Annotated in this window: 29 protein-coding genes and 1 pseudogene; 18 read left to right on the top strand and 12 right to left on the bottom strand. The window is 67.9% G+C overall.

Annotation, left to right across the window (positions count from 1 at the left end; genetic code table 11):
- The 4 genes from kdpA to L810_RS25065 all read right to left on the bottom strand — a co-directional run bounded on the left by kdpA (window position 1) and on the right by L810_RS25065 (window position 3,193).
- Window positions 1–1,806, bottom strand: coding sequence for a potassium-transporting ATPase subunit KdpA (gene kdpA, locus L810_RS25080; protein WP_021161106.1), 1,806 nt, complete (start codon window positions 1,804–1,806; stop codon window positions 1–3).
- Window positions 1,803–1,895: a K(+)-transporting ATPase subunit F gene (kdpF, locus tag L810_RS25075; RefSeq protein ID WP_006752209.1), complete on the bottom strand. Its 93-nt coding sequence runs from the start codon at window positions 1,893–1,895 to the stop codon at window positions 1,803–1,805. Before kdpF ends, kdpA begins: the two co-directional genes overlap by 4 nt.
- Window positions 1,892–2,014 (bottom strand): hypothetical protein, encoded by a 123-nt coding sequence (locus L810_RS49225; RefSeq protein ID WP_021161104.1) that lies wholly within the window; start codon window positions 2,012–2,014, stop codon window positions 1,892–1,894. The genes kdpF and L810_RS49225 overlap by 4 nt, the downstream gene beginning before the upstream one ends.
- Before the next feature lie 204 nt (window positions 2,015–2,218).
- Window positions 2,219–3,193, bottom strand: a complete 975-nt coding sequence (locus L810_RS25065) for a quinone oxidoreductase family protein (RefSeq protein ID WP_021161103.1) — start codon at window positions 3,191–3,193, stop codon at window positions 2,219–2,221.
- 451 nt (window positions 3,194–3,644) lie between these two features.
- Between L810_RS25065 and L810_RS25060 the strand changes: the two genes are divergently transcribed.
- A complete protein-coding gene (locus tag L810_RS25060; RefSeq protein WP_051392316.1) occupies window positions 3,645–3,998 on the top strand; it encodes a Rap1a/Tai family immunity protein in 354 nt (117 codons plus the stop codon).
- A gap of 260 nt (window positions 3,999–4,258) precedes the next feature.
- Window positions 4,259–4,480: a hypothetical protein gene (locus L810_RS45595; RefSeq protein ID WP_021161101.1), complete on the top strand. Its 222-nt coding sequence runs from the start codon at window positions 4,259–4,261 to the stop codon at window positions 4,478–4,480.
- Between the two features lie 117 nt (window positions 4,481–4,597).
- Here the strand turns inward: L810_RS45595 and L810_RS25050 are convergent, their stop codons facing one another.
- Together L810_RS25050 and L810_RS25045 are read right to left on the bottom strand one after the other, a co-directional pair.
- Window positions 4,598–4,990 carry a methylglyoxal synthase gene (locus L810_RS25050; RefSeq protein WP_042976092.1) on the bottom strand — a complete coding sequence of 131 codons (393 nt, stop codon included), beginning with the start codon at window positions 4,988–4,990 and terminating at the stop codon, window positions 4,598–4,600.
- Window positions 4,991–5,045: 55 nt separating this feature from the next.
- A complete protein-coding gene (locus L810_RS25045; RefSeq protein WP_042976090.1) occupies window positions 5,046–5,825 on the bottom strand; it encodes an SDR family oxidoreductase in 780 nt (259 codons plus the stop codon).
- Window positions 5,826–6,057: 232 nt separating this feature from the next.
- On the opposite strand from L810_RS25045, the gene upp reads away from it, so the two are divergent.
- The 9 genes from upp (at window position 6,058) to rng (ending at window position 13,928) form a co-directional block, all read left to right on the top strand.
- The gene (upp, locus tag L810_RS25040; RefSeq protein ID WP_011352740.1) at window positions 6,058–6,708 is read left to right on the top strand and encodes a uracil phosphoribosyltransferase; all 651 of its coding nucleotides are present in this window, start codon (window positions 6,058–6,060) and stop codon (window positions 6,706–6,708) included.
- A gap of 218 nt (window positions 6,709–6,926) precedes the next feature.
- Window positions 6,927–7,655 carry a YebC/PmpR family DNA-binding transcriptional regulator gene (locus L810_RS25035; protein ID WP_006478227.1) on the top strand — a complete coding sequence of 243 codons (729 nt, stop codon included), beginning with the start codon at window positions 6,927–6,929 and terminating at the stop codon, window positions 7,653–7,655.
- 104 nt (window positions 7,656–7,759) lie between these two features.
- On the top strand, window positions 7,760–9,037 hold the full coding sequence (gene purD, locus L810_RS25030; protein ID WP_021161100.1) for a phosphoribosylamine--glycine ligase: 1,278 nt from the start codon (window positions 7,760–7,762) through the stop codon (window positions 9,035–9,037).
- 118 nt (window positions 9,038–9,155) lie between these two features.
- Window positions 9,156–10,076 (top strand): oxygen-dependent coproporphyrinogen oxidase, encoded by a 921-nt coding sequence (hemF, locus tag L810_RS25025; protein ID WP_021161098.1) that lies wholly within the window; start codon window positions 9,156–9,158, stop codon window positions 10,074–10,076.
- Between the two features lie 41 nt (window positions 10,077–10,117).
- The gene (locus L810_RS25020) at window positions 10,118–10,819 is read left to right on the top strand and encodes a nicotinate-nucleotide adenylyltransferase (protein WP_230945770.1); all 702 of its coding nucleotides are present in this window, start codon (window positions 10,118–10,120) and stop codon (window positions 10,817–10,819) included.
- A 4-nt stretch (window positions 10,820–10,823) separates the two neighbouring features.
- A complete protein-coding gene (gene rsfS / locus L810_RS25015) occupies window positions 10,824–11,270 on the top strand; it encodes a ribosome silencing factor (RefSeq protein ID WP_021161096.1) in 447 nt (148 codons plus the stop codon).
- A 25-nt stretch (window positions 11,271–11,295) separates the two neighbouring features.
- Entirely contained in the window at window positions 11,296–11,766 is a 471-nt protein-coding gene (gene rlmH, locus L810_RS25010; RefSeq protein WP_006484265.1) for a 23S rRNA (pseudouridine(1915)-N(3))-methyltransferase RlmH, read from the top strand.
- Between the two features lie 51 nt (window positions 11,767–11,817).
- Entirely contained in the window at window positions 11,818–12,450 is a 633-nt protein-coding gene (locus L810_RS25005) for a Maf family protein (protein WP_021161095.1), read from the top strand.
- 8 nt (window positions 12,451–12,458) lie between these two features.
- Complete coding sequence (gene rng, locus L810_RS25000; RefSeq protein WP_021161094.1) at window positions 12,459–13,928, top strand: ribonuclease G; 1,470 nt, start codon at window positions 12,459–12,461, stop codon at window positions 13,926–13,928.
- Between the two features lie 17 nt (window positions 13,929–13,945).
- On the opposite strand, the pseudogene L810_RS24995 reads toward rng, so the two are convergent.
- A pseudogene (locus L810_RS24995) lies at window positions 13,946–14,328 on the bottom strand (DUF1493 family protein).
- Between the two features lie 335 nt (window positions 14,329–14,663).
- Between L810_RS24995 and L810_RS24990 the strand changes: the two are divergent.
- The 4 genes from L810_RS24990 (at window position 14,664) to L810_RS24975 (ending at window position 18,132) form a co-directional block, all read left to right on the top strand.
- Window positions 14,664–14,999 carry a YggL family protein gene (locus tag L810_RS24990; protein WP_027786829.1) on the top strand — a complete coding sequence of 112 codons (336 nt, stop codon included), beginning with the start codon at window positions 14,664–14,666 and terminating at the stop codon, window positions 14,997–14,999.
- Window positions 15,000–15,296: 297 nt separating this feature from the next.
- A complete protein-coding gene (locus tag L810_RS24985) occupies window positions 15,297–16,259 on the top strand; it encodes a PRC-barrel domain-containing protein (RefSeq protein WP_021161090.1) in 963 nt (320 codons plus the stop codon).
- Window positions 16,256–17,524: an MFS transporter gene (locus L810_RS24980; protein ID WP_021161089.1), complete on the top strand. Its 1,269-nt coding sequence runs from the start codon at window positions 16,256–16,258 to the stop codon at window positions 17,522–17,524. The genes L810_RS24985 and L810_RS24980 overlap by 4 nt, the downstream gene beginning before the upstream one ends.
- Before the next feature lie 41 nt (window positions 17,525–17,565).
- Complete coding sequence (locus tag L810_RS24975) at window positions 17,566–18,132, top strand: FUSC family protein (RefSeq protein WP_021161088.1); 567 nt, start codon at window positions 17,566–17,568, stop codon at window positions 18,130–18,132.
- Window positions 18,133–18,196: 64 nt separating this feature from the next.
- On the opposite strand, the gene L810_RS24970 is transcribed toward L810_RS24975, so the two are convergent.
- Both L810_RS24970 and msbA read right to left on the bottom strand, forming a co-directional pair.
- Window positions 18,197–18,577: an RcnB family protein gene (locus tag L810_RS24970; RefSeq protein ID WP_021161087.1), complete on the bottom strand. Its 381-nt coding sequence runs from the start codon at window positions 18,575–18,577 to the stop codon at window positions 18,197–18,199.
- Between the two features lie 94 nt (window positions 18,578–18,671).
- Window positions 18,672–20,423 (bottom strand): lipid A export permease/ATP-binding protein MsbA, encoded by a 1,752-nt coding sequence (gene msbA, locus L810_RS24965; RefSeq protein WP_034195746.1) that lies wholly within the window; start codon window positions 20,421–20,423, stop codon window positions 18,672–18,674.
- 245 nt (window positions 20,424–20,668) lie between these two features.
- On the opposite strand from msbA, the gene L810_RS24960 reads away from it, so the two are divergent.
- The 3 genes from L810_RS24960 to L810_RS24950 all read left to right on the top strand — a co-directional run bounded on the left by L810_RS24960 (window position 20,669) and on the right by L810_RS24950 (window position 23,804).
- A complete protein-coding gene (locus L810_RS24960) occupies window positions 20,669–21,421 on the top strand; it encodes a glycosyltransferase family 2 protein (RefSeq protein WP_042976086.1) in 753 nt (250 codons plus the stop codon).
- Between the two features lie 124 nt (window positions 21,422–21,545).
- Window positions 21,546–22,388: a glycosyltransferase family 2 protein gene (locus tag L810_RS24955; protein ID WP_021161084.1), complete on the top strand. Its 843-nt coding sequence runs from the start codon at window positions 21,546–21,548 to the stop codon at window positions 22,386–22,388.
- Window positions 22,389–22,523: 135 nt separating this feature from the next.
- Window positions 22,524–23,804 (top strand): O-antigen ligase family protein, encoded by a 1,281-nt coding sequence (locus tag L810_RS24950; protein WP_021161082.1) that lies wholly within the window; start codon window positions 22,524–22,526, stop codon window positions 23,802–23,804.
- A 154-nt stretch (window positions 23,805–23,958) separates the two neighbouring features.
- Here L810_RS24950 and L810_RS24945 read toward each other — a convergent pair whose 3' ends face one another.
- The 3 genes from L810_RS24945 to L810_RS24935 form a co-directional block, all read right to left on the bottom strand.
- Window positions 23,959–25,137 (bottom strand): glycosyltransferase family 9 protein, encoded by a 1,179-nt coding sequence (locus L810_RS24945; protein ID WP_042976107.1) that lies wholly within the window; start codon window positions 25,135–25,137, stop codon window positions 23,959–23,961.
- A gap of 272 nt (window positions 25,138–25,409) precedes the next feature.
- Complete coding sequence (locus L810_RS24940; RefSeq protein WP_042976084.1) at window positions 25,410–26,498, bottom strand: glycosyltransferase family 9 protein; 1,089 nt, start codon at window positions 26,496–26,498, stop codon at window positions 25,410–25,412.
- 305 nt (window positions 26,499–26,803) lie between these two features.
- Window positions 26,804–27,000 (bottom strand): hypothetical protein (locus L810_RS24935; RefSeq protein WP_042976082.1); only part of this gene is annotated, 197 nt, incomplete at its 5' end.

Raw genomic sequence — 27,000 nt, 5'->3', positions numbered from 1 at the left:
TCATGCGCCCAGCCACATCATCAGGTGCTCGACGCCCGGGCCGAGCGCGAGCGCCGGCACGTAGGTCAGCGCGCCCACCAGCAGCACCGTGCCGAGCAGCAGCACGACGAACAGCGGACCGTGCGTCGGCAGCGTGCCGCTCGTCACCGCGATGCGCTTCTTCGCGGCCAGCGAGCCGGCGATCGCCAGCACCGGCACGATCGTGCCGAAGCGGCCGAACCACATCGCGATCGCGGTCATCCAGTTGTAGAACGGCGTGCCGACCGTCAGGCCCGCGAACGCGCTGCCGTTGTTGTTGGCCGCCGAGCTGAACGCGTAGAGGATTTCCGAGAAACCGTGCGGCCCCGGGTTCGCGATGCCGGCCTTGCCTGCGTCGGCGAGCACGGCGATCGACGTGCCGACCAGCACGAGCAGCGGCGTGAGCAGCACGACGATCGACACCATCTTCATCTCGTACGCCTCGATCTTCTTGCCGACGTATTCCGGCGTGCGGCCGATCATCAGGCCGGCGACGAACACCGCGAGCAGCGCGAACACGAGCATCCCGTAGAGACCCGAGCCGACCCCGCCGTAGATCACCTCGCCGAGCTGCATCAGCAGCATCGGCACGAGGCCGCCGAGCGGCGTCAGCGAATCGTGCATCGTGTCGACCGCGCCGCACGACGCGGCCGTCGTCGCGACCGTGAAGATGCCGGTCTGCGCGATCCCGAAGCGCGTTTCCTTGCCTTCCATGTTGCCGCCCGGCTGCAGCGCGCCCGTCGACTGGTCGACGTGCAGCGCGGCGAGCGTCGGGTTGCCGCCCTGCTCGGCGCTCACCTCGACGCCGATCGCGAGCACGAACGCGACCGTCATCGCCGCGAGCACCGCGATGCCCTGCCGGCGGTCGCCGATCATCCGGCCGAACACGAGACACAGCGCGGCCGGGATGATCAGGATCGAGAAGATCTGCAGGAAGTTCGCGAACGGTGTCGGGTTCTCGTACGGATGCGCGGAGTTCGCGTTGAAGAAGCCGCCGCCGTTGGTGCCGAGCATCTTGATCGCTTCCTGCGACGCGACCGGGCCCATCGCGAGCGTCTGCTTCGTGAGCGGGGTCGGCACCGTGACCGCGTTGCCCTTGTCGTCCTTCACCGGATTGCCCTGCGCGTCGAGCTTCGGCGCCGCATAGGTGCTCGCCTGCAGCACCGGCACGTCCTGGTACGCCTTCATGTTCTGGATCACGCCCTGGCTCATCAGCAGCGCGGCGACGATCATCGACATCGGCACGAGCACGTACATCGTCACGCGCGTGAGGTCGACCCAGAAGTTGCCGATGGTCTGCGCGGTATGACGCGCGAAGCCGCGGATCAGCGCGATCACGACGACGATGCCGGTTGCCGCCGACAGGAAGTTCTGCACGGTCAGGCCGAGCATCTGCGTCAGGTAGCTGACGGTCTGCTCGGGCGTGTAGTCCTGCCAGTTCGTGTTGGTGACGAAGCTGACGGCCGTGTTGAACGCGCCGTCGACCGTCATCGCGCCGAATTGCTGCGGGTTGCCGGGCAGGAAGCCCTGCAGGCGCAGCAGGCCGTAGAGGAACAGCGCGCCGAGCGCGTTGAACGCGATCGTCGCGATCGCGTACTGCTTCCAGTTCATTTCGCTGCCGGCATCGACGCCTGCAATGCGGTACAGCGCGCGCTCGAGCGGCCCGAACACGCGCACGACGCGCGAACTGCCGTCCATCACCGCGGACAGGTAGCGCGCGACCGGCACGGCCGCCGCCAGCAGCACGACGACGAAGAGCAGTATCTGAAACAGGTTGTTCGCGTTCATTCGATGTCCTCCGCGCGCAGCAGCGCAAAGACGAGATACGCGAACAGCAGGGCCGTCGAGGCACCCGCCAGCCAGAGCATCCAGGTCATGCTCGCCCCCCGCGACCGTATTGCACGAGCTTGTCGCAACCGGCAACCAAACCGAGGATCAGCGCGGTGAAGAGCACCAGTGCGCCGATGAAAACCCCATCCATTTTTGTGTTCTCCATCGTCGAAATCAGACGACTAGAACCTTATGGGAACGTACGTAAAGGACGGGTCAAAGGTATCGGGGCGGGTATAAAAAACGTGTAAACGCGGGCGGCGGGGAACGGTGGGCGGAACGACGGGCAGGACGGGAGACAGGACGGGCGGCACGCCGGTGCCGCCCGCCGCGAGGGCGTGCCGACATGATGCCGGCACGAAGGGATGTATCAGGGAACGAGGATCGTCGAGCCGGTGGTCTTGCGTGCTTCGAGATCTTCATGCGCGCGCCCGACTTCCGCGAGCGGATAGCGCTGGTTGATGCTGGTTTTCACCTTGCCCGACAGGATCACGTCGAACAGCTCGGCGGCCGCGGATTCGAGATCGGCGCGCTTCGCGATGTACGAGAACAGCGTCGGCCGCGTGAAGAACAGCGAGCCGCGCGACGAGAACTCCTTCGAATCGATTGCCGGCAGCGGGCCCGACGCGTTGCCGAAGCTGACGAAGTAGCCGAGCGGCGCGAGGCAGTCGAGCGAGCCGATGTAGGTGTCCTTGCCGATCGAGTCGTAGACAACGGGCACGCCGGCGCCGTTCGTGATTTCCTTCACGCGCTGCGTGAAGTTCTCGCGTGTATAGACGATCGGATGGTCGCAACCGTGCGCCTTCGCGAGCGCGGCTTTCTCGTCGGAGCCGACCGTGCCGATCACGGTCGCGCCGAGCGCCTTCGCCCATTGGCACACCAGCAGGCCGACGCCGCCGGCCGCCGCGTGGATCAGGATCGTGTCGCCGGCCTTCACCGGGTACGTGCGGCGCAGCAGGTAGTGCGCGGTCAGGCCCTGCAGCATCACCGACGCCGCGTCGTCGTAGCTGATGCCGTCCGGAAGCTTCACGAGCCGCTCGGCCGGCATCACGCGCTCCTGCGCATACGCGCCCGGCGGCTGCCCGACGTACGCGACGCGGTCGCCCGCCTTGAGCGCGGTCACGCCTTCGCCGACGGCCGTCACCTCGCCCGCCGCCTCCATCCCGAGGCCGCCGGGCAGCGGCTGCGGATAAAGACCGGTGCGGAAATACACGTCGATGTAGTTGAGCCCGACCGCGTGCTGCCGAATGCGGACTTCACCCGCCTTCGGCTCGCCGACCTCGACATCGACCCACTTCATCACGTCCGGGCCGCCCGGCTGGTCGTATCGGATTGCTTTAGGCATCGTTTCGCTCCTCTTCTGTCTGGAATCTGGAAATCCGGTTCGGCGAATGCATCGACATTGCGTCTGCAGCGATGCACGTGAACACGGGTCGTAGCGGAGGATTCTCGCGCGTCGTGCCCAGTCACGCAGCGCGTCGTCGCAATCCCTTCACATCGGTAGGGTTTTCGCGGGAAATGGATTGTATGGGCCGTGGTCACACTTGGTCACGTTCATATCAAGACCTTTGGGTCGTACGGATTTCCGCTCCGTTCGCGTTGACCGAGGTTGGCCGCACTGCGAATTTGGCCTTGCGCCCGTGCGAGACGCGTCTCTCGTGCCGCGTTGTCGTACTGCGCTCCCGGAACCGACGACATCGACACGGGTCGGCCGGCAATTCGAATTCATGCCACGCACATTTATGAGATGACGAGCGCGCTATTTTGCCCTTTGCCCAATTCGCCCAACCCACGCCATGAAACGCTTTCTTGTCCAGAACTTGCTTGTTGTCGCGTCGTTGTCAGCGAGTATTGGCAGCGCAACCGGGGCTGCGGTTCCTCGTGTCGACGGCACCCGGCTACTCGACGGCGTGAGTCGATCGGACAACAGTCCATACGCCGACGCCGAACGCCACGCGATGGCCGGGTATCTGGCCGGGGTCGCCGATGCGACCGAGGGCAAGGCGTGGTGCGACAACGGTCGCGTCAAACCGGGAGAAATCGATTCGGAAGTGCTCGCCGCGCTCCGCCAACTGCCGAGGGACGCACTGAAGGCAAGCGCAGCGAGGTTGGTTGCCCACGCCTTACGACAAAAATTCCCTTGCCGCTAACCGAGGAACGCTCGCTTGAAACCACCGTTCTCCATACTGAGCAGCCACTATCCAGGCAACAAGACCGCTTCGAGGGAAGCGCTTTTTCAGGAATTGGGCTGGCAAGACCTGATCCAGAATCCGTCGTATGCGAATACGTGCGCCATCCGGATCAGCGTGGCACTTGTCAAAAGCGGAATAACGTTGCGCGGCGGACTGGTCATTCAGAAAGGGCCGCACCGTGGGCGCCGAATCGAGGCGGGGCAAGCCAGCTGGCCAAGATGCTGGCCGAGCCGGCGTATTTCGGCAAAGCCGAAGTGTTTCGGCGCGACGACGCCGTGACCGGCATCGCCTCCAGAAAGGGCATGGCGGCCTTCTGGAACATTCCGGGATACATGAACGGGCGTGGCGGGCATATCGACCTGATCGACGGTGCCCGAGCCATCTGTGCTTCAGACTGCTACTGGACGGCATCCGAAATGTGGTTTTGGCCGCTACGGTAATCGGTGGTATCCGGATTCTGCGTCACCCACACCGCTCTCCTTGACGCGCGGCGTCACCCTGCCGTAGTGGCCGAACATGGCGACGCCGGACAACGACAATCGCGCCCGCCCCCCCGCCTAGCAAACGTCCTGCATGTTCCGCGCCAGATCGTCGAGCAGCATCCGCGCCGTCGCGACGTTGGTCGCGACCGGCACGTCGTGCACGTCGCACGCGCGCACGAGCGCGGTGATGTCGGGATCGTGCGGCTGCGCGGTCATCGGGTCGCGCAGGAACACGACGATGTCCACGCGGCCGTCCGCCAGTTCCGCGCCGATCTGCAGGTCGCCGCCGAGCGGCCCCGACAGCTTGCGCTCGACCTCCAGCCCGTGCGCGTCCGCGATGCGGCCGCCCGTCGTGCCGGTCGCGACCAGCCGGCATTGCGCGAGCGTCGCGCGGTATTCGCCCGCGAGCGCGACGATCTCGTCCTTCTTCGCGTCGTGCGCAATCAATGCGATGCGGGGTTTGCTCATCTCCGGTTCCTTCGTCGTTCAGTTGTTGTCGTGATCGTGATTCGGGACGCGCGCGTCAGAACGTGCCCGGATACGCGCCGCCGTCGAGCAGCCAGTTCTGCCCGGTGATGTAGCCGGCATGCACGCTGCACAGGAACGCGCACGCCGCGCCGAACTCTTGGCGCGTGCCGAGGCGGCCGGCCGGGATCTCCTTCGTGCGCCGCGCGCGCATCTCGTCGACCGTCACGCCCTGCGCCTTCGCCGACGCGGTGAGCGTGGTCGCGATCCGGTCGGTGTCGAACAGGCCCGGCAGCAGGTTGTTGATCGTCACGCCCTGCCCCGCGACCTTGCGCGACAGCCCCGCGACGAAGCCGGTCAGCCCCGAGCGCGCGCCGTTCGACAGCGCGAGCACGTCGATCGGCGCCTTCACGGCCGAACTGGTGATGTTGACGATCCGGCCGAAGCGGCGCGCGATCATCCCGTCGACGGTCGCGCGGATCAGCTCGATCGGCGTCAGCATGTTCGATTCGAGCGCACGGATCCAGTCGTCGTGCGAGAAGTCGCGGAAGTCGCCGGGCGGCGGGCCGCCCGCATTCGTCACGAGAATGTCCGGCTGCGGGCACGCGGCGAGCGCGGCGGCGCGCCCGTCCGGCGTCGTGATGTCGCAGGCGACCGCGGTCACCGACACGTTCGCGCCGGCGCGGATCTCCTCCGCGGCTTCCTCCAGCGTGTCGCGCGTGCGCGCGACGATCACGAGGTTCACGCCCTCCGCGGCCAGCGCTTCCGCGCAGCCGCGACCGAGCCCCTTGCTTGCCGCGCACACGAGCGCGGTCTTTCCTTCGATGCCGAGATCCATCGTCGATTCCTTGGTGGCGACACGCGCCGGCGCGGCCCGGTCGCTTCGGCGCCCGGACCACGGGCGGGCCAGGCAGGCGAACGGGCGGGCGCAGGCGCGCGGATTGTCGTGAGACGTCGATATTATCCGGATCATGCGGCGCGCCTTGGTAAAATTGCGGACATAAGCGCGCGGCCGGCTTGCGCCCGCCCCCGCCCCCGATCCTCTTTTGCCGCCAAGGCGCCCCCCCGTCATGAAACAGGACAGCCGTTTCCCGAATCTCTTCATCACCGATCACCCGCTGATCCAGCACAAGCTCACGCACATGCGCGACAAGGACACGTCCACGCGCACGTTCCGCGAGCTGCTGCGCGAAATCACGCTGCTGATGGGTTACGAGATCACCCGCAACCTGCCGATTACCACCAAGCGGGTCGAAACCCCGCTCGTCGAGGTCGACGCGCCGGTGATCGCGGGCAAGAAACTGGCGATCGTGCCGGTGCTGCGCGCGGGCATCGGGATGTCGGACGGCCTGCTCGACCTGGTGCCGTCCGCGCGCGTCGGCCATATCGGCGTGTACCGCGCCGACGACCACCGCCCGGTCGAATACCTGGTGCGCCTGCCGGATCTGGAAGACCGCATCTTCATCCTGTGCGACCCGATGGTCGCGACCGGCTACTCGGCGGTGCACGCGGTCGACGTGCTGAAACGCCGCAACGTGCCGGCCGCGAACATCATGTTCGTCGCGCTGGTGGCCGCGCCCGAAGGCGTGCAGGTGTTCCAGGACGCGCACCCCGACGTGAAGCTGTTCGTCGCGTCGCTCGATTCGCACCTGAACGAGCACGCGTACATCGTGCCGGGCCTGGGCGACGCGGGCGACCGCCTGTTCGGCACCAAGAACTGAGCCCCGGCACGGCCGCGTTGCGCGCGGCCCGGTCCGCGGCCGCCCACCCGGCCGTTCGGCCATGCGCGGCGGCCCCGATCCGGCGGTCGCCGCGTGATAAAATCTCGATCCACTCGACACGCGCGGCCCCCGCGGCTTCATGCCCGCCGACACGGCCGCCGACTCAACGACACATTGAAACAATCGCCCGCGCTGCGCGCCCGGGCACGGAGAAAGGTATGGCTGGTCATTCGAAATGGGCCAACATCAAGCATAAGAAGGCAGCGGCCGACGCGAAGCGCGGCAAGATCTGGACCCGCCTGATCAAGGAAATCCAGGTCGCGGCGCGCCTCGGCGGCGGCGACGTCAACTCGAACCCGCGCCTGCGTCTCGCGGTCGACAAGGCGGCCGACGCGAACATGCCGAAGGACAACGTCAAGCGCGCGATCGATCGCGGCGTCGGCGGCGCGGACGGCGCGAACTACGAGGAAATCCGTTACGAAGGCTACGGCATCAGCGGCGCGGCGATCATCGTCGACACGCTGACCGACAACCGCACCCGCACGGTCGCGGAAGTCCGCCACGCGTTCTCGAAGTTCGGCGGCAACATGGGCACCGACGGCTCGGTCGCGTTCATGTTCGATCACGTCGGCCAGTTCCTGTTCGCGCCCGGCACGTCGGAAGACGCGCTGATGGAAGCCGCGCTCGAAGCCGGCGCGAACGACGTGAACACGAACGACGACGGCTCGATCGAAGTGCTGTGCGACTGGCAGGCATTCTCGGCGGTGAAGGACGCGCTCGAAGCCGCGGGCTTCAAGGCCGAACTCGCCGAAGTGACGATGAAGCCGCAGAACGAAGTCGAATTCACCGGCGACGACGCGGCGAAGATGCAGAAGCTCCTGGACGCGCTCGAGAACCTCGACGACGTGCAGGACGTGTATACGAACGCCGTCATCGTCGAGGAATGAGATGCCGGCCGCCGCGCACCTGTTGCGGCGGCGGCCCGATCGAATCCGCGGCCGGCGCGCCTGAGCGTGCCGGCCGCCCTGTTTTCTAGTCTGCGGGGAATCCCATGAAACTACTCGTCGTCGGTTCCGGCGGCCGCGAACATGCGCTGGCGTGGAAGCTCGCGCAGTCGCCGCGCGTCCAGATGGTCTATGTCGCGCCCGGCAATGGCGGCACGGCACAGGACGAGCGTCTGAAGAACGTCGACATCACGGCGCTCGACGAACTCGCCGATTTCGCGGAAAGCGAAGGCGTCGCGTTCACGCTCGTCGGGCCGGAAGCGCCGCTCGCGGCCGGCATCGTCAACCTGTTCCGCGCACGCGGCCTGAAGGTCTTCGGCCCGACCCGCGAAGCCGCGCAGCTCGAGAGCTCGAAGGATTTCGCGAAGGCGTTCATGAAGCGCCACGGCATCCCGACCGCCGAGTACGAAACGTTCTCCGACGTGGCCGCCGCGCACGCGTACATCGACGCGAAGGGTGCGCCGATCGTCGTGAAGGCCGACGGCCTCGCGGCCGGCAAGGGTGTCGTCGTCGCGATGACGCTGGAAGAAGCGCATCAGGCCGTCGACATGATGCTGTCGGGCAACAAGCTCGGCGACGCCGGCGCGCGCGTCGTGATCGAGGAATTCCTCGACGGCGAGGAAGCCAGCTTCATCGTGATGGTCGACGGCAAGCACGCACTGGCGCTGGCTTCGAGCCAGGACCACAAGCGCCTGCTCGACGAGGATCGCGGCCCGAACACCGGCGGCATGGGCGCGTATTCGCCCGCGCCGATCGTCACGCCGCAGATGCACGCACGCGTGATGCGCGAGATCATCATGCCGACCGTGCGCGGGATGGAGAAGGACGGCATCCGCTTCACGGGCTTCCTGTACGCGGGCCTGATGATCGACAAGGAAGGCAATCCGCGCACGCTCGAGTTCAACTGCCGGATGGGCGACCCGGAAACGCAGCCGATCATGGCGCGCCTGAAGAGCGATTTCTCGAAGGTCGTCGAGCAGGCGATCGCGGGCACGCTCGACACGGTCGAGCTCGACTGGGACCGCCGCACCGCGCTCGGCGTCGTGTTGGCCGCGCACGGTTATCCGGACGCGCCGCGCAAGGGCGACCGCATCAACGGGATCCCGGCCGAGACCGAACAGGCGGTCACGTTCCATGCGGGCACGACGCTCGACGGCGACAAGCTGACGACGTCCGGCGGCCGCGTGCTGTGCGTGGTCGGCCTCGCCGATTCGGTGCGCGAAGCGCAGCAGCATGCGTACGACACGATCAACCAGATCAATTTCGAAGGCATGCAGTACCGCCGCGACATCGGCTTCCGCGCGCTCAACCGCAAGAGCGCGTAACGTTGCAACCGCCGCCCCGCCCGCGCGCGGCGGCGGCTCCTCTGCCGGGGTTCGATAGAATGCCCGGCAGATGCCTTTTTTACGGCCCCCGCTTCGCACGGGGGCACCCAGTCCAGACATGACCGATTCGACCTACGACGTGACGCGCGTGCGCACGTACCTTCAGGGCCTGCAGACACGCATCGCCGACGCGCTCGGCGCGCTCGACGGCACGCCGCTCGCGACCGATGCGTGGCAGCGCGGGCCGCAAGAGCGCCTGCGCGGCGGCGGCTGCACGCGGATTCTCGAAGGCGGCCGCGTGTTCGAGCGCGCGGGGATCGGTTTTTCCGACGTCGCGGGCGACGCGCTGCCGCCGTCGGCGAGCGCCGCGCGTCCGCAGCTGGCCGGCCGCGGCTTCGAGGCGCTCGGCGTGTCGCTGGTGCTGCACCCGCGCAATCCGTACTGCCCGACCGTGCACATGAACGTGCGGATGCTGATCGCGACGAAGCCCGGCGAGGCGCCGGTCTTCTGGTTCGGCGGCGGGATGGATCTGACACCGGTTTATCCGTTCGAGGACGACGCGCGGCATTTCCACCAGACCTGCAAGGACGCGCTCGAGCCGTTCGGCGCCGAGCTCTATCCGCGTTTCAAGACGTGGTGCGACGAGTATTTCTTCCTGAAGCACCGCAACGAGACGCGCGGCGTCGGCGGGATATTCTTCGACGATTTCTCCGAGCCCGGATTCGAACGCTCGTTTGAGATGATGCAAAGCGTCGGCGACGCGTTCCTGAACGCGTACCTGCCGATCGTCGAGCGTCGTGTCGCGCTGCCGTACGGCGAGCGCGAGCGCGACTTCCAGGCTTACCGGCGCGGCCGCTACGTCGAATTCAACCTCGTGTTCGACCGCGGCACGCTGTTCGGCCTGCAAAGCGGCGGCCGGACCGAATCGATCCTGATGTCGATGCCGCCGGTCGCGAACTGGCGCTACAACTGGCAACCCGAGCCGGGCTCGCCGGAAGCGCGCCTGAGCGAATTCCTCGTGCCGCGCGACTGGGTCTGAGCCCGCCGCGCCCCGCCGCCTCAAGAACAGGACACGTTTTTCTGGACACCATCGCCCGCCCCGCCCCGCTGCCGCGTCGTATCGGCCTGCTGGGCGGCACTTTCGACCCGATACACGACGGCCATCTCGCGCTCGCGCGCCGGTTCGCCGGGCTGCTCGGCCTGACCGAACTCGTGCTGCTGCCCGCCGGGCAACCGTACCAGAAGCGCGACGTGTCGGCCGCCGAGCATCGGCTCGCGATGACCCGCGCGGCCGCCGGCTCGCTGTCCCTGCCGGGCGTGACCGTGACCGTCGCCACCGACGAGATCGAGCACGCCGGCCCGACCTACACGGTCGAGACGCTCGCGCGATGGCGCGCGCGGATCGGCCCGGACGCGTCGCTGTCGCTGCTGATCGGCGCCGACCAGCTCGTGCGCCTCGACACGTGGCGCGACTGGCGCACGCTGTTCGACTACGCGCACATCTGCGTGTCGACGCGCCCGGGCTTCGAGCTCGGCGCGGCGCCGCCGGACGTCGCGCGGGAAATCGCCGCGCGGCAGGCCGGCGCCGACGTGCTGAAGGCCACGCCGGCAGGCAGCCTGCTGATCGATACGACCCTTTCGTTCGACATCGCCGCGACCGACATCCGCGCACACCTGCGCGAATGCATCGCTCGCCATGCGCAAATGCCCGACGCATCGGCCGAACATGTGCCGGCCGCCGTATGGGCCTATATTCTTCAACATCGCCTCTACCATTCCTGAATCCATGGATATTCGCAAACTGCAGCGCGTGATCGTCGACGCCCTCGAAGACGTCAAGGCGCAAGACATCAAGGTGTTCAACACCAGCCACCTGACCGAACTGTTCGACCGCGTGGTCGTCGCTTCGGGCACCTCCAACCGCCAGACCAAGGCGCTCGCGTCGAACGTGCGCGACAAGGTCAAGGAAGCCGGCGGCGACGTCGTCAGCTCCGAAGGCGAGGACACCGGCGAATGGGTGCTGGTCGACTGCGGCGACGCGGTCGTGCACATCCTGCAACCGGCGCTGCGCCAGTACTACAACCTCGAGGAAATCTGGGGCGACAAGCCCGTGCGGATGAAGCTCGGCGGTGGCAAGGGGAACGGCTTCGCCACGGCCAGCGAAGGCGACGAGGACGAGGAAGAAGTCGCGCCCGCACGCCCGGCGCGCAAGACGGCCGCCCGCCGCCGTTGAGCCCCGAGTCGTTACGCGTCTCCCGATGAAGCTTTTCATTCTTGCGGTCGGCCACAAGATGCCGGGCTGGATCGCGTCCGGCTTCGACGAATACACAAAGCGGATGCCGCCGGAACTGCGCATCGAGTTGCGCGAGATCAAGCCCGAACTGCGTTCGGGCGGCCGCAGCGCCGAGAGCGTGATGGCGGCCGAGCGGCAGAAGATCGAGGCCGCGTTGCCGAAGGGCGCGCGCCTCGTCGCGCTCGACGAGCGCGGCCGCGACTGGACCACGATGCAGCTCGCGCAGGCGCTGCCCGGCTGGCAGCAGGACGGCCGCGACGTCGCGTTCGTGATCGGCGGTGCCGACGGGCTCGATCCGGAACTGAAAGCGCGTGCCGACGTGCTGCTGCGCATCTCGAGCATGACGCTGCCGCACGGGATGGTGCGCGTGCTGCTCGCCGAACAGCTTTACCGGGCGTGGAGCATCACGCAGAATCACCCCTACCACCGCGCATGACGTGTCGTCCTCGAGACGCGCGCCTCGCGCGCTCACCGAGATAACGACACCATGCCGTCCAGCACGTCCCCCGCACTTTTCCCGACTCTTTACCTCGCTTCACAAAGCCCGCGCCGCCAGGAGCTGCTGCAGCAGATCGGCGTGCGCTTCGAGCTGCTGCTGCCGCGCCCCGACGAGGACGCCGAAGCGCTCGAGGCCGAACTGCCCGGCGAAGCCGCCGATGCCTACGTGCGGCGCGTGACCGTCGCCAAGGCCGAGGCCGCGCGTGCGCGCCTCGTCGCGAGCGGCAAGCCGGCCGCGCCGGTGCTGGTCGCCGATACGACCGTCACGATCGACGGCGCGATCCTCGGCAAGCCGGCCGACGCCGACGACGCGCTCGCGATGCTCACGCGCCTCGCGGGCCGCGAACACGTGGTGCTGACGGCCGTCGCCGTGATCGATGCCGACGGCCAACTGCTGCCGCCCGCGCTGTCGCGCTCGTCGGTACGCTTTTCAAATGCATCGCGCGACGCGTTCGCCCGCTACGTCGACACCGGCGAGCCGTTCGGCAAGGCCGGCGCGTACGCGATCCAGGGGCGCGCGGCCGAGTTCATCGAGCGAATCGACGGTTCCCATTCAGGTATCATGGGTCTGCCCCTTTTTGAGACCGCGGCGCTGTTGCGCGCCGCGCGTGTCGCCTTCTGAATCCCACCATGAACGAAGAAATCCTGATCAACCTCACGCCGCAGGAAACGCGGGTCGCACTCGTCCAGCAAGGCGCGGTGCAGGAGCTTCACGTCGAGCGCACGCTGTCGCGCGGGCGGGTCGGCAACATCTATCTCGGCAAGGTCGTGCGCGTGCTGCCCGGCATGCAGTCGGCATTCATCGACATCGGCCTCGAACGCGCGGCGTTCCTGCACGTCGCCGACATCTGGCATCCGCGCCTCGCGGGCGAGCCGCAGTCGGGCACGCCGCACCAGCCGATCGAAAAGACCGTGTTCGAGGGCCAGACGCTGATGGTCCAGGTGATCAAGGATCCGATCGGCACGAAAGGCGCCCGGCTGTCGACGCAGGTCAGCATCGCGGGCCGCACGCTCGTCTACCTGCCGCAGGAGCCGCATATCGGCATCTCGCAGAAGATCGAGAGCGAGGCCGAGCGCGAAGCCGTGCGCGCACGGCTGACCGCCGTGATCCCGCCGGACGAGAAAGGCGGCTATATCGTGCGCACGATCGCCGAGGATGCAACTTCCGACGAACTCGCCGGCGACGTCACGTACCTGCGCAAGACGTGGGCGACGATCGTCGGGCAGGCGCAGCGGCTGCCGGCGACGAGCCTGCTGTACCAGGATCTCGATCTCGCGCAGCGCGTGCTGCGCGATTTCGCGAACGACGACACGACGCGCATCCAGGTCGATTCACGCGAGACCTACCAGCGCCTCTCCGAATTTGCGGCCGAGTTTACGCCGGCCGTGAGCCCGAAGCTGCATCACTACACGGGCGAACGGCCGCTGTTCGACCTGTACAACATCGAGACGGAGATCCAGCGCGCGCTGTCGCGCCGTGTCGACCTGAAGTCGGGCGGCTACCTGATGATCGACCAGACCGAGGCGATGACGACGATCGACGTGAACACGGGCGGTTACGTCGGTGCGCGCAACTTCGACGACACGATCTTCAAGACCAACCTCGAGGCCGCGCACACGATCGCGCGGCAGCTGCGGCTGCGCAACCTCGGCGGGATCATCATCATCGACTTCATCGACATGGAGAACGCCGAACATCGCGACGCGGTGTTGTCCGAGCTGAAGAAGGCGCTGTCGCGCGACCGCACGCGCGTGACGGTCAACGGCTTCTCCCAGCTCGGGCTCGTCGAGATGACACGCAAGCGCACGCGCGAATCGCTCGCGCACGTGCTGTGCGAACCGTGCCCGACCTGCCAGGGCAAGGGCCAGGTGAAAACGTCGCGTACCGTGTGCTACGACATCCTGCGCGAGATCCTGCGTGAGTCGAGGCAATTCAACCCGCGCGAATTCCGCGTGATCGCCGCGCAGCAGGTGATCGACCTGTTCCTCGACGAGGAATCGCAACATCTCGCGATGCTGATCGACTTCATCGGCAAGCCGGTGTCGCTGCAGGTCGAGTCGAATTTGAGCCAGGAGCAATACGACATCGTGCTGATGTAACGGCCGTTCGAGTCCGGTTATTTCGGGTGAGCGGTTGGCGTTGCGGCCCGCTCGATCGCATTGCTGTCCCAACGGCCGAGCCGCATCGCTTCCTCCAGCATGCCGAGCGTCAACGGCACGCGCGGTGGTTGGCGATAACGCTCGGAAAACATCGCGAGAAACGTCGTCACCGTATCCTGTTCCTCCGGGCCGAAATAGCGGCCGCAGGGAAAATCGCCGGCCTGCACGCCAAACGTTTGGGCCCACTTGTCGATGAATTCGATTGCGTCGATTCCGGTCACATACAGATCCTCTTCGAGGCGCGTGACGACGGAGCGATCTTCAGTTCGCCGCCGAACAACGGGCGACCCGGTTCTTCGCGCGTGAACGCGGCCAGCTTTTCCCGCGTATCGGAAGGCATTTCAGAACACCGGAAAAACAGGACGCCCGCCTCGAGATCGATACGTCCAATGAACGAATTGCGATCGTCCGACATGCGACCCGCGTTGTCGTTCGAGTAGCCGCCGACCATAGCAAAGCCGAGGCAGCCCGCCATCCCTGTATCATTCGGTCATGCGCGCGATGAGCCGCCGGGCCGAGCCGCATCACGAAACGCCCATCGCGTCAATGTTCACGAATGGTTTCACGATCGCTCCCGCGATGACACGCGATCGAGACGGCGCCACGCGTCATCCTTTCGCTGCCGCCGCCTCCGGCCGCACGATCCATTCCCCTCTCATTCACTCACCACACACCATGAGCCAAGGCCACAACCGCCGCCAGCGCAAGAAACTCCACATCGGCGAATTCCAGGAACTCGCGTTCAACGCGACCGCGCACTACCGCAATGAACTGACCGACCTCGAACGCGGCCAGCTGATCGACGCGTTCATCGACTTCGTCGAAGCGAACGGTCTGCTGACCGTCGCGTCGGCGGACGAAGGCATCGGCGCGTACGTGATCTCCGGCGCACCGCGCGGCACGACGACCGACGCCGATCGCGAACTCGTGCGCGGTTGGCTCGCCGCCCGTCCGGAACTGACCGACGTGCAGGTCAGCGAATTCTCCGACGCGTGGTACCCGGAAGCCTGACGCCCGGTTTCCCCCTGCTTTCATGCAGCGCCCGCGCCTGCCCGTCATGACGGCGGCAGGCCGGGCCGGCACCCATGCGCACGGCCCCTCGCCCGGCCACTTCCCCGTCGCCCCACGGCAACGCGACCGCCGCCGATCCCTACCTTTTCCCGACAGTCCGCCTCCAGCAAGCCGTCGAAATCGGCCCTGAAAGGAAGACACGTTAAAATCTCCCGTCGCGTGGTGCGCCGCCCGCACCCGCCATCCATCGCCAGCCGCGTGCCCTCGGGCCGCCCCCGACCCATGGAGTGAGTGTCAATGAGCGGCGGACTTCCGTTTCCCGCATCCCGCAAGTCGTTGCCGTCGTCGACGGTCTTCCTGATTCTCGCCGCCGCCGCGCTGCTGTCCGGCTGCGGGCTGCTGCCGGTCCAGAATCCGCCCGCGCCGATCAGCGAGGCGCTCGTCGAGCCCGTCCAGGAAACCGCCGGCGAACCGCTGACGATGCCGCCCGTGCCGGCGCCGACGCAGCCGGAAGGGCCGGAAGCACCGAAAAAGCCGCACCGCGAAGTCACGCGGCCCAAGCCCGTGCAGCGCCCCGAATCGCCGACACCACCGCCGCCTCCGCCCGCGCCGATCGTCGCGACGCGCCCGCTCGACCGCACGCAGATCCATGCGCTGCTCGACAGCGAAGTCGCGCGCCGCAACGGCAAGGTGATCGGTCGCGCGGTCGACATGGTGACCGACGCGAGCGGCAAGCCGCGCGAGATGGTCGTCAACCTGCAGGGCTTCATGGGCGTCGGCGACCGCAAGGTCATCTTCCCGTGGAACGTGTTCCGCTTCACGCCGGGCGGCAAACAGGAGCCGATCGTGCTCGACGTGCCGTCGGGCGACCTGCCGCCTGCCGCGCGGCCCAAGGCCGTGCCGCTGTCGGGTTCGGCCGCGGCCTCGCCCGCGACGCGCCTGCCATTGCTCGACAGCGACGTCGAGCGCCCGAACGGCACGAAGATCGGCCGCGTCGTCGACGTGTTGATCGACCGCGCGTCGCAGCCGCAGGCTGTCGTGCTCGACCTCGGCGGGCTCGTCAATACCGACCGCCGTTCGATCGCCGCGAGCTGGGGCGCGCTGCGCTTCGTGACGCGCGACAAGGCGCTGCGTCCGCAGCTCGACCTGAACGACGCACAGATCAAGGCGGCGCCGCCCTACGCGGCCGACAAGCCGATCGTCGCGGTCTACCCGCCCGTTGCCCCGGCACCGGCTTCGTCTGCGAGTACGACCCGATGACGATCAAGCATTCCGTCAGCGTACGCAGTCTCCGGTCCCTCGACTGGCTCAACTTCTTCGTTGCAAACGTTCAAACCGGGTTCGGTCCGTTCATCGCGTCCTACCTCGCGTCGCACAAGTGGACGCAGGGCGAGATCGGCATGGTGCTGTCGATCGGCACGATCAGCGCGATGGTCAGCCAGGTGCCGGGCGGCGCCGCCGTCGATGCGCTGAAGAACAAGAAAGGCGCGGCCGCATGGGCGATCGCGGCCATCATCCTGTCCGCAGTGCTGCTCGCGTCGAGCCCGACGATCGTGCCGGTGATCGCCGCCGAGGTGTTCCACGGTTTCGCGAGCTGCATGCTCGTGCCGGCGATGGCCGCGATCTCGTTCTCGCTCGTCGGCCGTGCCGACCTTGGCGACCGGCTCGGCCGCAACGCGCGCTGGGCATCGATCGGCAGCGCGGTCGCGGCGGGCCTGATGGGGCTCACCGGCGAATACTTCTCCGCGCGTGCGGTGTTCTGGCTGACCGCCGTGCTGGCGTTGCCCGCGCTGTTCGCACTCGCGATGATCCAGCCGACACACGAAGTGATCCCGCAATCGTCGAAGCCCGACGATCACGGCGACCACGACGAAGCCGGCGAACGCGAGACACTGCTCGAACTGCTGCGCGACCGCCGGATGCTGATCTTCGCGGCGTGCGTCGTGCTGTTCCACCTGTCGAACGCGGCGATGCTGAACCTCGCGGCCGGTGAAGTCACGGCCGGGATGGGCGAGAACGTGCAGCTCGTGATCGCCGCGTGCATCATCGTGCCGCAGGCGATCGTCGCGATGCTGTCGCCGTGGGTGGGCCGCTCCGCGCAGCGCTGGGGGCGCCGGCCGATCCTGCTGCTCGGCTTCTCCGCGCTGCCGGTGCGCGCGCTGTTGTTCGCGGGCGTGAGCAGCCCGTACCTGCTGGTGCCGGTGCAGATGCTCGACGGCATCAGCGCCGCCGTGTTCGGCGTGATGCTGCCGCTGATCGCGGCCGACGTCGCGGGCGGCAAGGGCCGCTACAACCTGTGCATCGGGCTGTTCGGGCTCGCGGCCGGGATCGGCGCGACGCTCAGCACCGCGGCTGCCGGCTACGTCGCCGATCATTTCGGGAATGCCGTCAGCTTCTTCGGGCTCGCGGGCGCCGGCGCGCTGGCCGTGCTTCTGGTCTGGCTCGTGATGCCCGAAACGCGCGTCGAGAACGGCGACGCGGCGGCCGACGAACCGGCCGCCGCATCGCCCGAACAGGCGCACTGACGCCCGCGCGCCGCCGCTACCCGCTTCTTGGCCAACGCATGATGGATACGATCAGGACACTCAACGAAGCCCGCCAGCAGATCCAGCAGTCGATCTTCGATCTGTTCAAGGGGCTGTCGTTCAGCGAACGGCTCGCGCAAGGCGGGCTGATGGCGCTGCAGGCCGTGTGCAGCGCGTGCCTCGCCTACGTGATCGGCCGCGCGATGCACACCGAGCAGGCCGTGTGGGCGGCGATCACCGCGATCGCCGTCACGCAGCACAACTACTCGGACACGATGTCGCTGTCGCGCGACCAGTTCGTCGGCGCGATGGTCGGCGGCGTGCTCGGCTTCGCCGGCGCGGCACTCGGCGGCGACCGCCTCGTCGCATATGCGATTACCGTCGCGGTCGTGATCGTCTGCTGCTGGTGCCTGAACGTCGGCAGCGCGGCACGGCTCGGCGGCGTAACCGCAACGATCGTGCTGCTGTTTCCGGGCAACGGCCCGCTGTGGGATGTTCCGCTGATGCGGCTCGGTGAAGTGACGCTCGGCACCGTGTGTGCGCTGGGCGTGTGCTGGGTGATGTCGAGAATCGAGCGCCGCTGGTTCCGCCACGCAGCGGCAAAGTGACGCGGCGGGCCGGCTGCCCGGCGCGCATCGCGGCGTCGCGATACGGGCCGGACGATCGGCCGGGTCAGTCGCCGATCCGCAGCACGATGCCGGAACCGATCTGCACCAGCAGGTGATCCCCGCCGACGCCGACCCATTGATAGCCGCGCGGCGGCGGGCTCAGGTGATAGCCGCGCCAGTCGTCGATCACGTACTGGCGATCGCGGAACTCGGGGGGAAGCCGGTCGCCCTTGTGCCATTCGCGGCGCGGCTGGTCGGCCCAGCGCGGCGGCACGTCGTCATCATGACGCATCTGGCCGGGCGGCATGTGTTTCGGGCCGTGGCCGTGCTGCATGCCGTGGCCGCCCTGGTCGTGGTGGTTGTCGTGGTCCTGCGCCATCGCGGCCGGTGCGGCGAAACCCGCCGCGATCACCGCGGCCAGCATCATTCCGTGCATCTTCTTCATTGTGCGTTCCCTCCGTGTCGTCACGTCGAACGAAACCACTCGAACTGCCCGATGAAGACTAGCACACGGTATCGCGCGGCTACGTAACCGCGCGTTACGCCGCCTGCTGCTGGTACTGGATCCGGTGCAGGTGCGCGTAGAGGCCGCCGTGGCGCAGCAATTCGTCGTGGCTGCCCTCTTCGACGATCTTGCCGGCCTCGAGCACGAGGATGCGGTCCGCGCGCTCGATCGTCGACAGCCGGTGCGCGATCACGAGCGTCGTGCGGCCTTCCATCAGCCGCTCGAGCGCGGCCTGCACGTGGCGCTCCGATTCCGAGTCGAGCGCCGAGGTCGCTTCGTCGAGAATCAGGATCGGCGCGTCCTTGTAGATCGCACGCGCGATCGCGAGCCGCTGGCGCTGGCCGCCGGACAGCCGCATCCCGTTGCCGCCGACGAGCGTGTCTAGCCCGTCGGGCATCGCGGCGACCGCATCGGCGAGGTTCGCGGCCTCGAGCGCGGCCTGCACGCGCGCGCGGTCGGGCGTCTGCCCGTACGCGACGTTCGCGGCGATCGTGTCGTTGAACAGCACGACGTCCTGGCTGACCATCGCCATCTGGCCGCGCAGCGCGTGGAGGTCGTAGTCGGCCACCGGCACGCCGTCGACCAGGATCGCGCCGTCGGTCGGGTCGAAGAAGCGCGGCAGCAGGTTCACGAGCGTCGTCTTGCCGCTGCCGGACGGGCCCGCGAGCGCAATCATTTCACCCGGCGCGACCTTGAACGAGATGCGGTCGAGCGTCGGCCGCTCGGTCGCGCCGTAGTCGAACGACACGTTGCGGAACTCGATCTCGCCGCGCGCATGCGGCAACAGCCGGCCGCCGCCCTGCGGCTCGGCCGGCTCGTCGATCAGCCCGAAGATCAGCTCGGCGGCCGTCATCCCGCGCTGCAGCGGCTGGTTGACGTCGATCAGGTGCTTGAGCGGCGAGATCACCAGCAGCATCGACGTGACGAACGCGACGAAGCCGCCGACCGTCGTCTGGTCGTTCGACGACTGCACGACCGCGATCGTGATCACGACCGCGAGCGCGATCGACGCGAGGAACTGCGTGAGCGGCTGAGCGAGGCCGCCGGAAACCGTCATGCGCATCGCGTAGCCGCGCAGGCGCTTGCTCATCTGCGTGAAGCGGTCGATCTCGTACGCTTCGCCGTTGTGCACCTTGACGACCTTGTAGCCGCCGACCGTCTCCTCGACGATGTACGACAGCTCGTTGGTCAGCGTCTGGTGCTCGCGGTTCAGGCGGCGCAGGCGGCGGTTGATCTTGCTGACGAGCCAGCCGATGCCCGGCAGGATCACCGCGACGATCAGCGTGAGCCGCCAGTTCAGGTAGAACAGGTAGCCGAGCAGGAAGATCACCGTCAGCGAATCGCGCACCAGCGTGACCATCACGCCCGTCAGCACCGACAAGATCTGGTTGACCTCGAACACGATCGCGTTGATCACCGTGCTCGCGGTTTCGCGCTGGAAGAACGACGCGCCGGTATGGATCATCCGCTGGAACATCTCGAGCCGCAGTTGCAGCAGGATGCGGTTCGATACGTAGTTGAGCAGGTAATTCGACGTGTACTGGGACACCCCGCGCACGAGCGCGAGGCCGATCACCGCGATCGGTACGTACCATTTCGCACGGTCGCTGCCGTGCGCGCCGAAGCCGTGGTCGAGGAGCGGCTTGAGCAGCGCCGGAATACCGGCCTCGGTGGCCGCGACGACGCCCATCGTCATCACGGCGAGCACCACGATGCCGATCAGCGGCCGGATGTACGGCCACAGGCGCTTGAGGACCGTCACGGGCGAGGTGCCCGTGCCGTCCATCGGTTTGCGAAGAGTGTTCTGGGTTTCCAAGGCAATCCTTCTTGAGCCGCGAAGCGGCGCCCGGGCATGGCCGCCCGGGATGTCGCCCTGTCGGGCGGGTGCCGAAAAGGGCTCAACATTATAGCCGCACCGCCCCGGCGGGCACGGTCATGGCCGACGCGGGGCCGAAGCGGGGCCGACGCGGCCAGCGGCCGGCCCGCGGGTATACTGCCGCTCACCGTTTTCTCCGCCTTTCCGACGATTTCATGGCTGAACCCTCCCTCGGCGTCGCCCTCATCGCCCTCAATGCGTCCGCGCGGCTTGCGCAGTGCCTTGCTGCGCTGTCGTTCGCCGACGACGTCGTCGTCATCGACGGCGGCAGCACCGACGATACCGTCGCGATCGCGCAGGCGCACGGCGCGCGCGTGATCGTCGAGCGCGACTGGCCGGGCTTCGGCCCGCAGAAGAACCGCGCGCTCGACGCGCTCGACACCGACTGGATCCTGTCCCTCGATACCGACGAAGTCGTCACTCCCGAACTCGCGCAGTCGATCCGCGACACGATCCGCGCACCGGACGCGCAAGTCTATGCGGTCGACCGGCTGTCGAGCTTCTGCGGCCAGTGGATCCATCACAGCGGCTGGTATCCGGACTGGGTGCCGCGCCTGTTCCGGCGCGGCTGCGCGCGCTTCTCGGACGATCTCGTGCACGAGCGCCTCGTGTTCGATGGCGCGGCGCAGCGCCTGTCCGGCAAGCTGATGCACTACTCGTACGAGGATTTCGAAACCGTCGTGCGCAAGCTCGACGCATATTCGACGGCCGGCGCGCGCCAGCGCCGCGCGGCCGGCCAGCGCGGCGGCTTCGGCAAGGCGCTCGCGCGCGGCGCCTGGGCGTTCGTGCGCACCTACGTGCTGCGGCGCGGCTTCCTCGACGGCCGCGCCGGCTTCATGATCGCCGTGTTCAACGCGGAAACCGTGTATTACCGGTTCCTGAAGCTCGGCCACGAACGGGCGCGCTGAGCGCCCGCCCGGCACGCGACCGGCGCGGCGTTACAATGCCGGGCTGCCCGCGCCGCGCGTGCCCGCTCGCCCGACAGGCGGCGCCGCGCGCCGCCCGCCACGACGACCACCGAATCCGACCGCCATGTTCTCCATCATCATTCCGACCTGGAACAACCTGCCGTACCTCAAGCTCGTCGTCGACAGCCTGCGCCGCCACTCCGCGTACGACCACCAGATCATCGTCCACGTGAACGACGGCTCCGACGGCACGCTCGACTGGGTGCGCAGCGAAGGCATCGAACATACCGCGTCGCCGACCAACATCGGCATCTGCCACGCGGTGAACTGGGCCGCCGCACGCGCGACCCGCGACTACGTCGTCTACATGAACGACGACATGTTCTGCTGCCCCGGCTGGGACACGGCGCTCGTGCGCCGCATCGAACGGATGCCGACCGACCTGTTCATGCTGTCGGGCACGATGATCGAGCCGGTCGACACGCGCAACCCGTGCGTCGTGGTCAACAATTTCGGCCGCGACGCCGAGCATTTCGATGCGGCGGGCCTCGTCGCGGCGGCGCCGAAGCTCGCGCGCGCGGACTGGCTCGGCTCGACCTGGCCGCCGACGCTCGTGCACCGCGACTGGTGGAACCGGATCGGCGGCTACAGCAGCGAACTGTCGCCCGGCATGAGCAGCGACAACGATTTCTCGATGAAATTCTGGGATGCAGGCTGCCGGATCTTCATCGGTGCCGGCGACAGCCTCGTCTACCACTTCCAGCAGAAAAGCACGGGCAAGATCGTCAAGAACGACGGCCGCCGCCAGTTCCTCAACAAATGGGGCATGACCCAGGCGACGTTCGACCGCTACTACCTGCATCGCGGCGAACCGGCCGGCACGCGCGTCGCGCTCGACACGCCGGCCATCGAAGGCCGCCTGAAGCGCGCGCTGCTGCGTTCGCGGATCAAGCGCGCGTTCAGCTGATCAGGCCCCGAAAACAGCGCGGAAACGCCCCCTGCTTCGCGTATACTCTGCGCCGTTCGTCCCGGCTCTCCCGCCGGGGCGCGCGGCGCGCAGCACGATGCCCGCAAGCCGCATTCGTCCATTCGACAGGTTCCGATGCTTTCGTTTTCCGCTCCCGCCACGCGGCGCCTGACCGCCGCCCGCGCCTTCGCCGTTGCCGCGCTCTGCATGGTGCCGGTCTCGACCGCGCTGACCAACGTCTTCTGCGGGCTGTTCGCCGCCGCGCTCGTCATCTCCCCCGAATTCTGGCGTGACCTGCGCTCGTTCGTCACCGACCAGGCTTCGCTCGCGGCACTGCTGATCCTCGCCGCGCTGGCCGTCAGCGTCACTTATACGGTTGCGCCGCACGCCAAGGCGTGGAACTGGGTCGCCAAATACGACAAGCTGCTGCTGCTGCCTTTTGCCGTGCTCGCGTTCCGCCATTCGAACTGGGCGCCGATCGTGCAGCGCTGCTGGTTCGCCACGCTGTGCGTCATCCTGCTGCTGTCGACGACCAACTATCTCGGGCTGACCGCAATCGGGCCCGCGCATGCGACCCAGCTGCCGCTGTCGCGCGCATGGGTGTTCAAGAACCACATCGCAGCCGGCATGTTCGGCGCGCTGCTGTTCTACCAGGCCGCCGATCTCGCGCTGTCGGCGCGCACGACGCTGTCGCGTGTCGCTTGCGCCGCCATCGCCGCGTGGTCGCTGGTGAACGTCTTCGTGATGCTGCAGGGCCGCACCGGGCAAGTGATCGCGCTGCTGCTGATCCTCGTCGTCGCGGTGCGTTTCGTGCTGTTGCTGCGCCGCCGGTCGGCGCTGCGCGCAGGGCTCGTCGCCGGGGTGTTCGTCCTGGCCGGCATCGCGCTGGTGGTCGCGGCTTGCACGGTTCACAACGGCCGGCTCATCAAGGTCGTGTCGGAAGTGCAGCAGTATCGGCAGAGCGATGCGGCGACGTCGACCGGGCTGCGCCTCGAGTGGTACAAGAAGGGCTTCGAACTGTATCGTCAGCGCCCGGTGATCGGCTATGGTGCGGGCGGCCTCGAATCCGAATTCGAGAAACTCACGGCCGGCAAGACGGCCGCCGAGGGCCAGCTGACGTCGAACCCGCACAACGAATACCTGCTGATGTCCGTGCAGCTCGGGACGCTCGGCCTGCTGCTGTTCATCAACCTGATCGTGCAGATCGCACGCGGCAGCCGCGCGCTCGACCCGCGCTCGCGGCATCTGCTGCTCGCCTGGCTCGCGATCTTCGCGATCGGCAGTCTCGCGAATTCGTTGCTGCTCGATTTCGCCGAAGGGCACCTGATCGTGCTGCTGGCCGGCATCCTGCTCGGCTGCGGCGAGCGCGGCGAGGCGCTGCCGCGCGAGACGTCGGCGATCCGGCGCAGCGCGTAACGCTTGACGCGCGGCGGACTGCGCCGTGCTGCCGACCGACTTCGGCGGCGGCGGCACCCGCCGTCGAAGCGACCGGGCTGCGCGCGTTCAGCGCGGCCCGTCGCGAAGCAGGCTATCCAGAACGACAAAAAGAACGGCGCGCGCCGCCCGCGCGTCAGTTGGAGCCGGTGCGATGCAGCCGTGACGTATCGACGGTGACCGCGGCCGGGCCCGGCGGATTCAGCCCCAGCATCTCGGCCGCTGCGGCCTTCACGCGCTGCGCACCGAGATTGACGAGGCAGTCGCTGCGGCTGTCGACCTTGCGCTCGCAGCCCTCGTGCCGGCACGGCACGCAATCGCCCTCCCCCTGCAGCAGCCACACGTTCCCGTGCCGCCCCGAGCCACGCAGCGGCCACGGATTCTCGGTCGCCGGCCAGTGCTGCGGCCACGGGCCCCAGCGCACCGGGTCGGACGGACCGAACAGCGCGATCGTGTCGGTGCCGGTCGCGGCCGCGACGTGCGTCGCGCCGGTATCGGGCCCGATGAAAAGCCGCGCGCGCCGGACGAGTTCGGCACTTTCGCCGAACGTCAGGCGTCCGACCAGGTTCAGCACGTCGCCGCCCGCTTCGGCCGCGACCTGCTCCGCATACTCGCGCTCGCTGTCGGCCGGGCCGCCCGACAGCGCGACCGCATAGCCGTGCTCGCGCAGCCAGCCGATCATCTCGACCCAGCCGTCGAGCCGCCACTGCTTGTAACGGAACATCGGATACGGATGCAGGACAACCAGCGGCTTGCCGGCGCGGATCGCGGGTGACTCGGCGAGCCACGCGTCGAAACGCGCACGCCGTGCCGGATCGTCGCCGATGCCGGGTGCGACGACCTCGGACACCGGCTCGATGCCGATCACCGGCGCGAGTGCCAGCGTGCTGACGACCGTATGCGCGGATTCGTGATGATTGATCGCGATCCCGTTCAGCATCATCCGCGTGAGCCACGTCACGCGGTTCGGATCGACGAGGCCCACCCGCTTGCAGCCCGCGAACCAGCTGTAGAAGCGCGGCCGGTCGGAGCTCAGCGCCGCGCACGCAAGATCGTAGCGGCGCCACATCGACAGCGCGTCGCGCAACCGCTCGCGGAAGCCCGCACGCTGCGCGACGACGATCACGTGCCGCACGTCCGGATTGTGCTCGAGCACGCCTTCGGTGCCGCGAAACACCAGCATGTCGATCTGCGCATCCGGCCAGCGGGCCTTCAGCGAACGGACGAGCGGCGTCGTCAGCAGCACGTCGCCGATACGGCGCGGCGCGGCCACGAGGATGGTTCTGGGCGGGCGGGCGGAAGAAAACAGGGCCACGGCGATTCGGGTATCCGGCTGGCTGAACAAGGCTGGCAATGTACAGGATTTTGCAGCAGCCGGCGCGGCCTGGCGAATCGGCCGTGCGGCTGCCTTGATACGGCCCTGCTCAGGGAGGGATGCCCGGCTGGCGCACCGCGCGCCGGTGCCGGTGCCGGTGCCGGTGCCGGTGCCAGTGTCGATGTCGATGCCAATGCCAATGCCAATGCCAATGCCGATGCCGGGCCGGTGCCGCACGCGCGGGGCTTGTGACGCCCGTGGCGCCCGTGGGGTTATGAGGCTGCCAAGATCACCGGCGTCGCGACATCGGCAGCCGGCCGCGGGCAGGCTGCGTCGGCCAGCGGTTCATCGCGATGGGTGGCCTGCGGCAGCAGATGACGCACCGCGCGCTCGACCGCGTCGACACCGATCGCGTCGACGGTCGCGCCGGCGCGCAGGATCACGTGCGGCACACCGAGCGGGTGCCAGCGCAGGTATTTCTCGGGACGATCCTCGAACAGCGCGGCGACGGGCACGCCGAGCGCCGACGCGAGGTGCACGGGGGCGCTGTCGGCCGAGACGATCGCATCGAGCAGGCTCGCGGCCGCCACGAGATCGGCGACCGACGAAGGCGCGACATGGCGGGCGTTCACGTCGCGCCACGAGTCGTCCTCGGGCGCGTGACCCACGGCCGGGTCGCGAAACACGATCACATCGACGCTCGGCGCAAGCCGCTCGGCGAGGTCGTGCCAACGGTCCGCGGGCCAGCGGCGCTCGGCCGCCTTGTTCGTCACGAACAGCCCGACCCGCGGCTTCGTGCGCGCGCCGAGCAGCCGATGCCACGCGTCCTGCAGCGCGCGGTCGGGATGGACCGACAACTCGATACGGTCGAGATCGGCGCGGCCGAGCTCGGGCACGAGCCGGAAACCCGACAGTGCTTCGTGGCACATCGGCCGCTGCGCAACATGCTCGGGCTTGCGATCGTCGAATTCGGTCTCGGCATCGTGCCAGCGGCAATCCTTCGCGCCGATCTGGCGCGCGAACTGCATGCTGCTGCGATGCATGCCGCCGTTCGGCACGACCACGAGGTCGAACCGCAAGCGGCGCAGGCGACGCACGAGCCGCAACCGGTCGAAGAATGCACGCATCCGCCCGGGACGGTCGTTGCGTTCGCATTGGCGGCTGTACACGTAGGTGTGGATCATGTCCACGTCCGGGTTTCCGGCCAGCGCGGCCGCGTTGTAGCGGTTCGCGACCACATGCAGTTCCGCGCCGGGCCAGCGCTCCTTCAGCGCACCGAGAAACGCCGTCGTGCACAGCATGTCGCCCAAAAAATCGATCCGGATCACGAGGATCCGCTGCGGCGGGTTCCCATTGGCCATGGTCATGTGGTGACTGTCAGTTCATTGTTGTCGCGACGGGCCATTTCCGGGCATCCGGTTCCGGACGGCCTTGTCGCATGTCGCCGCTCGCCGCACGGATCCGCCCCCGTTCATGCGCGCGATACCGGCGCCACCTGCCGGACGAGCGGCGATCGGCGCCGCGTTCGTGCGGCCAGCGCCGGATTGTATAGCGTCCGGATGGCCAGCCCAAGACCCGCTTGCGTGAACATGCAAAACGGCCCGCCGCACCGCACGACGGCGATGCGGCGGGCCGCGTGGCGCGACAGCCGTCGGCTGAAGCGCGGTCAGTACGTGATTTCGACGACGCTGCCGTCGAACGCCGCACGCAGCTCCGCGAGCAGCACGTCGCTCGGCTTCACGCGCCATGCGTCGCCGAGGCGCATTTCGCCTTGCGCCCGCGCGTTGCTGTAGTGAACCTGCACCGCGAGCCCGTTCGGCAGCGGCGCCTGCGGGCGACGGCCGCCGTCGCGCCCGCCGCCGC

Origin of the sequence: Burkholderia sp. AU4i, from assembly GCF_000466765.1 — a bacterium.
In the GTDB taxonomy this organism is placed as follows: domain Bacteria; phylum Pseudomonadota; class Gammaproteobacteria; order Burkholderiales; family Burkholderiaceae; genus Burkholderia; species Burkholderia cepacia.
Note: the sequence above shows the minus strand (reverse complement) of the source record. Positions and strands in the feature narration are given on the sequence as shown.

What these genes read in the sequence shown, in the direction of transcription:
- kdpA (WP_021161106.1), bottom strand. Translation starts at nt 1,806, where the DNA reads ATGAACGCGAACAACCTGTTTCAGATACTGCTCTTCGTCGTCGTGCTG.
- kdpF (WP_006752209.1), bottom strand. Translation starts at nt 1,895, where the DNA reads ATGACCTGGATGCTCTGGCTGGCGGGTGCCTCGACGGCCCTGCTGTTC.
- L810_RS49225 (WP_021161104.1), bottom strand. Translation starts at nt 2,014, where the DNA reads ATGGAGAACACAAAAATGGATGGGGTTTTCATCGGCGCACTGGTGCTC.
- L810_RS25065 (WP_021161103.1), bottom strand. Translation starts at nt 3,193, where the DNA reads ATGCCTAAAGCAATCCGATACGACCAGCCGGGCGGCCCGGACGTGATG.
- L810_RS25060 (WP_051392316.1), top strand. Translation starts at nt 3,645, where the DNA reads ATGAAACGCTTTCTTGTCCAGAACTTGCTTGTTGTCGCGTCGTTGTCA.
- L810_RS45595 (WP_021161101.1), top strand. Translation starts at nt 4,259, where the DNA reads ATGCTGGCCGAGCCGGCGTATTTCGGCAAAGCCGAAGTGTTTCGGCGC.
- L810_RS25050 (WP_042976092.1), bottom strand. Translation starts at nt 4,990, where the DNA reads ATGAGCAAACCCCGCATCGCATTGATTGCGCACGACGCGAAGAAGGAC.
- L810_RS25045 (WP_042976090.1), bottom strand. Translation starts at nt 5,825, where the DNA reads ATGGATCTCGGCATCGAAGGAAAGACCGCGCTCGTGTGCGCGGCAAGC.
- upp (WP_011352740.1), top strand. Translation starts at nt 6,058, where the DNA reads ATGAAACAGGACAGCCGTTTCCCGAATCTCTTCATCACCGATCACCCG.
- L810_RS25035 (WP_006478227.1), top strand. Translation starts at nt 6,927, where the DNA reads ATGGCTGGTCATTCGAAATGGGCCAACATCAAGCATAAGAAGGCAGCG.
- purD (WP_021161100.1), top strand. Translation starts at nt 7,760, where the DNA reads ATGAAACTACTCGTCGTCGGTTCCGGCGGCCGCGAACATGCGCTGGCG.
- hemF (WP_021161098.1), top strand. Translation starts at nt 9,156, where the DNA reads ATGACCGATTCGACCTACGACGTGACGCGCGTGCGCACGTACCTTCAG.
- rsfS (WP_021161096.1), top strand. Translation starts at nt 10,824, where the DNA reads ATGGATATTCGCAAACTGCAGCGCGTGATCGTCGACGCCCTCGAAGAC.
- rlmH (WP_006484265.1), top strand. Translation starts at nt 11,296, where the DNA reads ATGAAGCTTTTCATTCTTGCGGTCGGCCACAAGATGCCGGGCTGGATC.
- L810_RS25005 (WP_021161095.1), top strand. Translation starts at nt 11,818, where the DNA reads ATGCCGTCCAGCACGTCCCCCGCACTTTTCCCGACTCTTTACCTCGCT.
- rng (WP_021161094.1), top strand. Translation starts at nt 12,459, where the DNA reads ATGAACGAAGAAATCCTGATCAACCTCACGCCGCAGGAAACGCGGGTC.
- L810_RS24990 (WP_027786829.1), top strand. Translation starts at nt 14,664, where the DNA reads ATGAGCCAAGGCCACAACCGCCGCCAGCGCAAGAAACTCCACATCGGC.
- L810_RS24985 (WP_021161090.1), top strand. Translation starts at nt 15,297, where the DNA reads ATGAGCGGCGGACTTCCGTTTCCCGCATCCCGCAAGTCGTTGCCGTCG.
- L810_RS24980 (WP_021161089.1), top strand. Translation starts at nt 16,256, where the DNA reads ATGACGATCAAGCATTCCGTCAGCGTACGCAGTCTCCGGTCCCTCGAC.
- L810_RS24975 (WP_021161088.1), top strand. Translation starts at nt 17,566, where the DNA reads ATGGATACGATCAGGACACTCAACGAAGCCCGCCAGCAGATCCAGCAG.
- L810_RS24970 (WP_021161087.1), bottom strand. Translation starts at nt 18,577, where the DNA reads ATGAAGAAGATGCACGGAATGATGCTGGCCGCGGTGATCGCGGCGGGT.
- msbA (WP_034195746.1), bottom strand. Translation starts at nt 20,423, where the DNA reads ATGGACGGCACGGGCACCTCGCCCGTGACGGTCCTCAAGCGCCTGTGG.
- L810_RS24960 (WP_042976086.1), top strand. Translation starts at nt 20,669, where the DNA reads ATGGCTGAACCCTCCCTCGGCGTCGCCCTCATCGCCCTCAATGCGTCC.
- L810_RS24955 (WP_021161084.1), top strand. Translation starts at nt 21,546, where the DNA reads ATGTTCTCCATCATCATTCCGACCTGGAACAACCTGCCGTACCTCAAG.
- L810_RS24950 (WP_021161082.1), top strand. Translation starts at nt 22,524, where the DNA reads ATGCTTTCGTTTTCCGCTCCCGCCACGCGGCGCCTGACCGCCGCCCGC.
- L810_RS24940 (WP_042976084.1), bottom strand. Translation starts at nt 26,498, where the DNA reads ATGGCCAATGGGAACCCGCCGCAGCGGATCCTCGTGATCCGGATCGAT.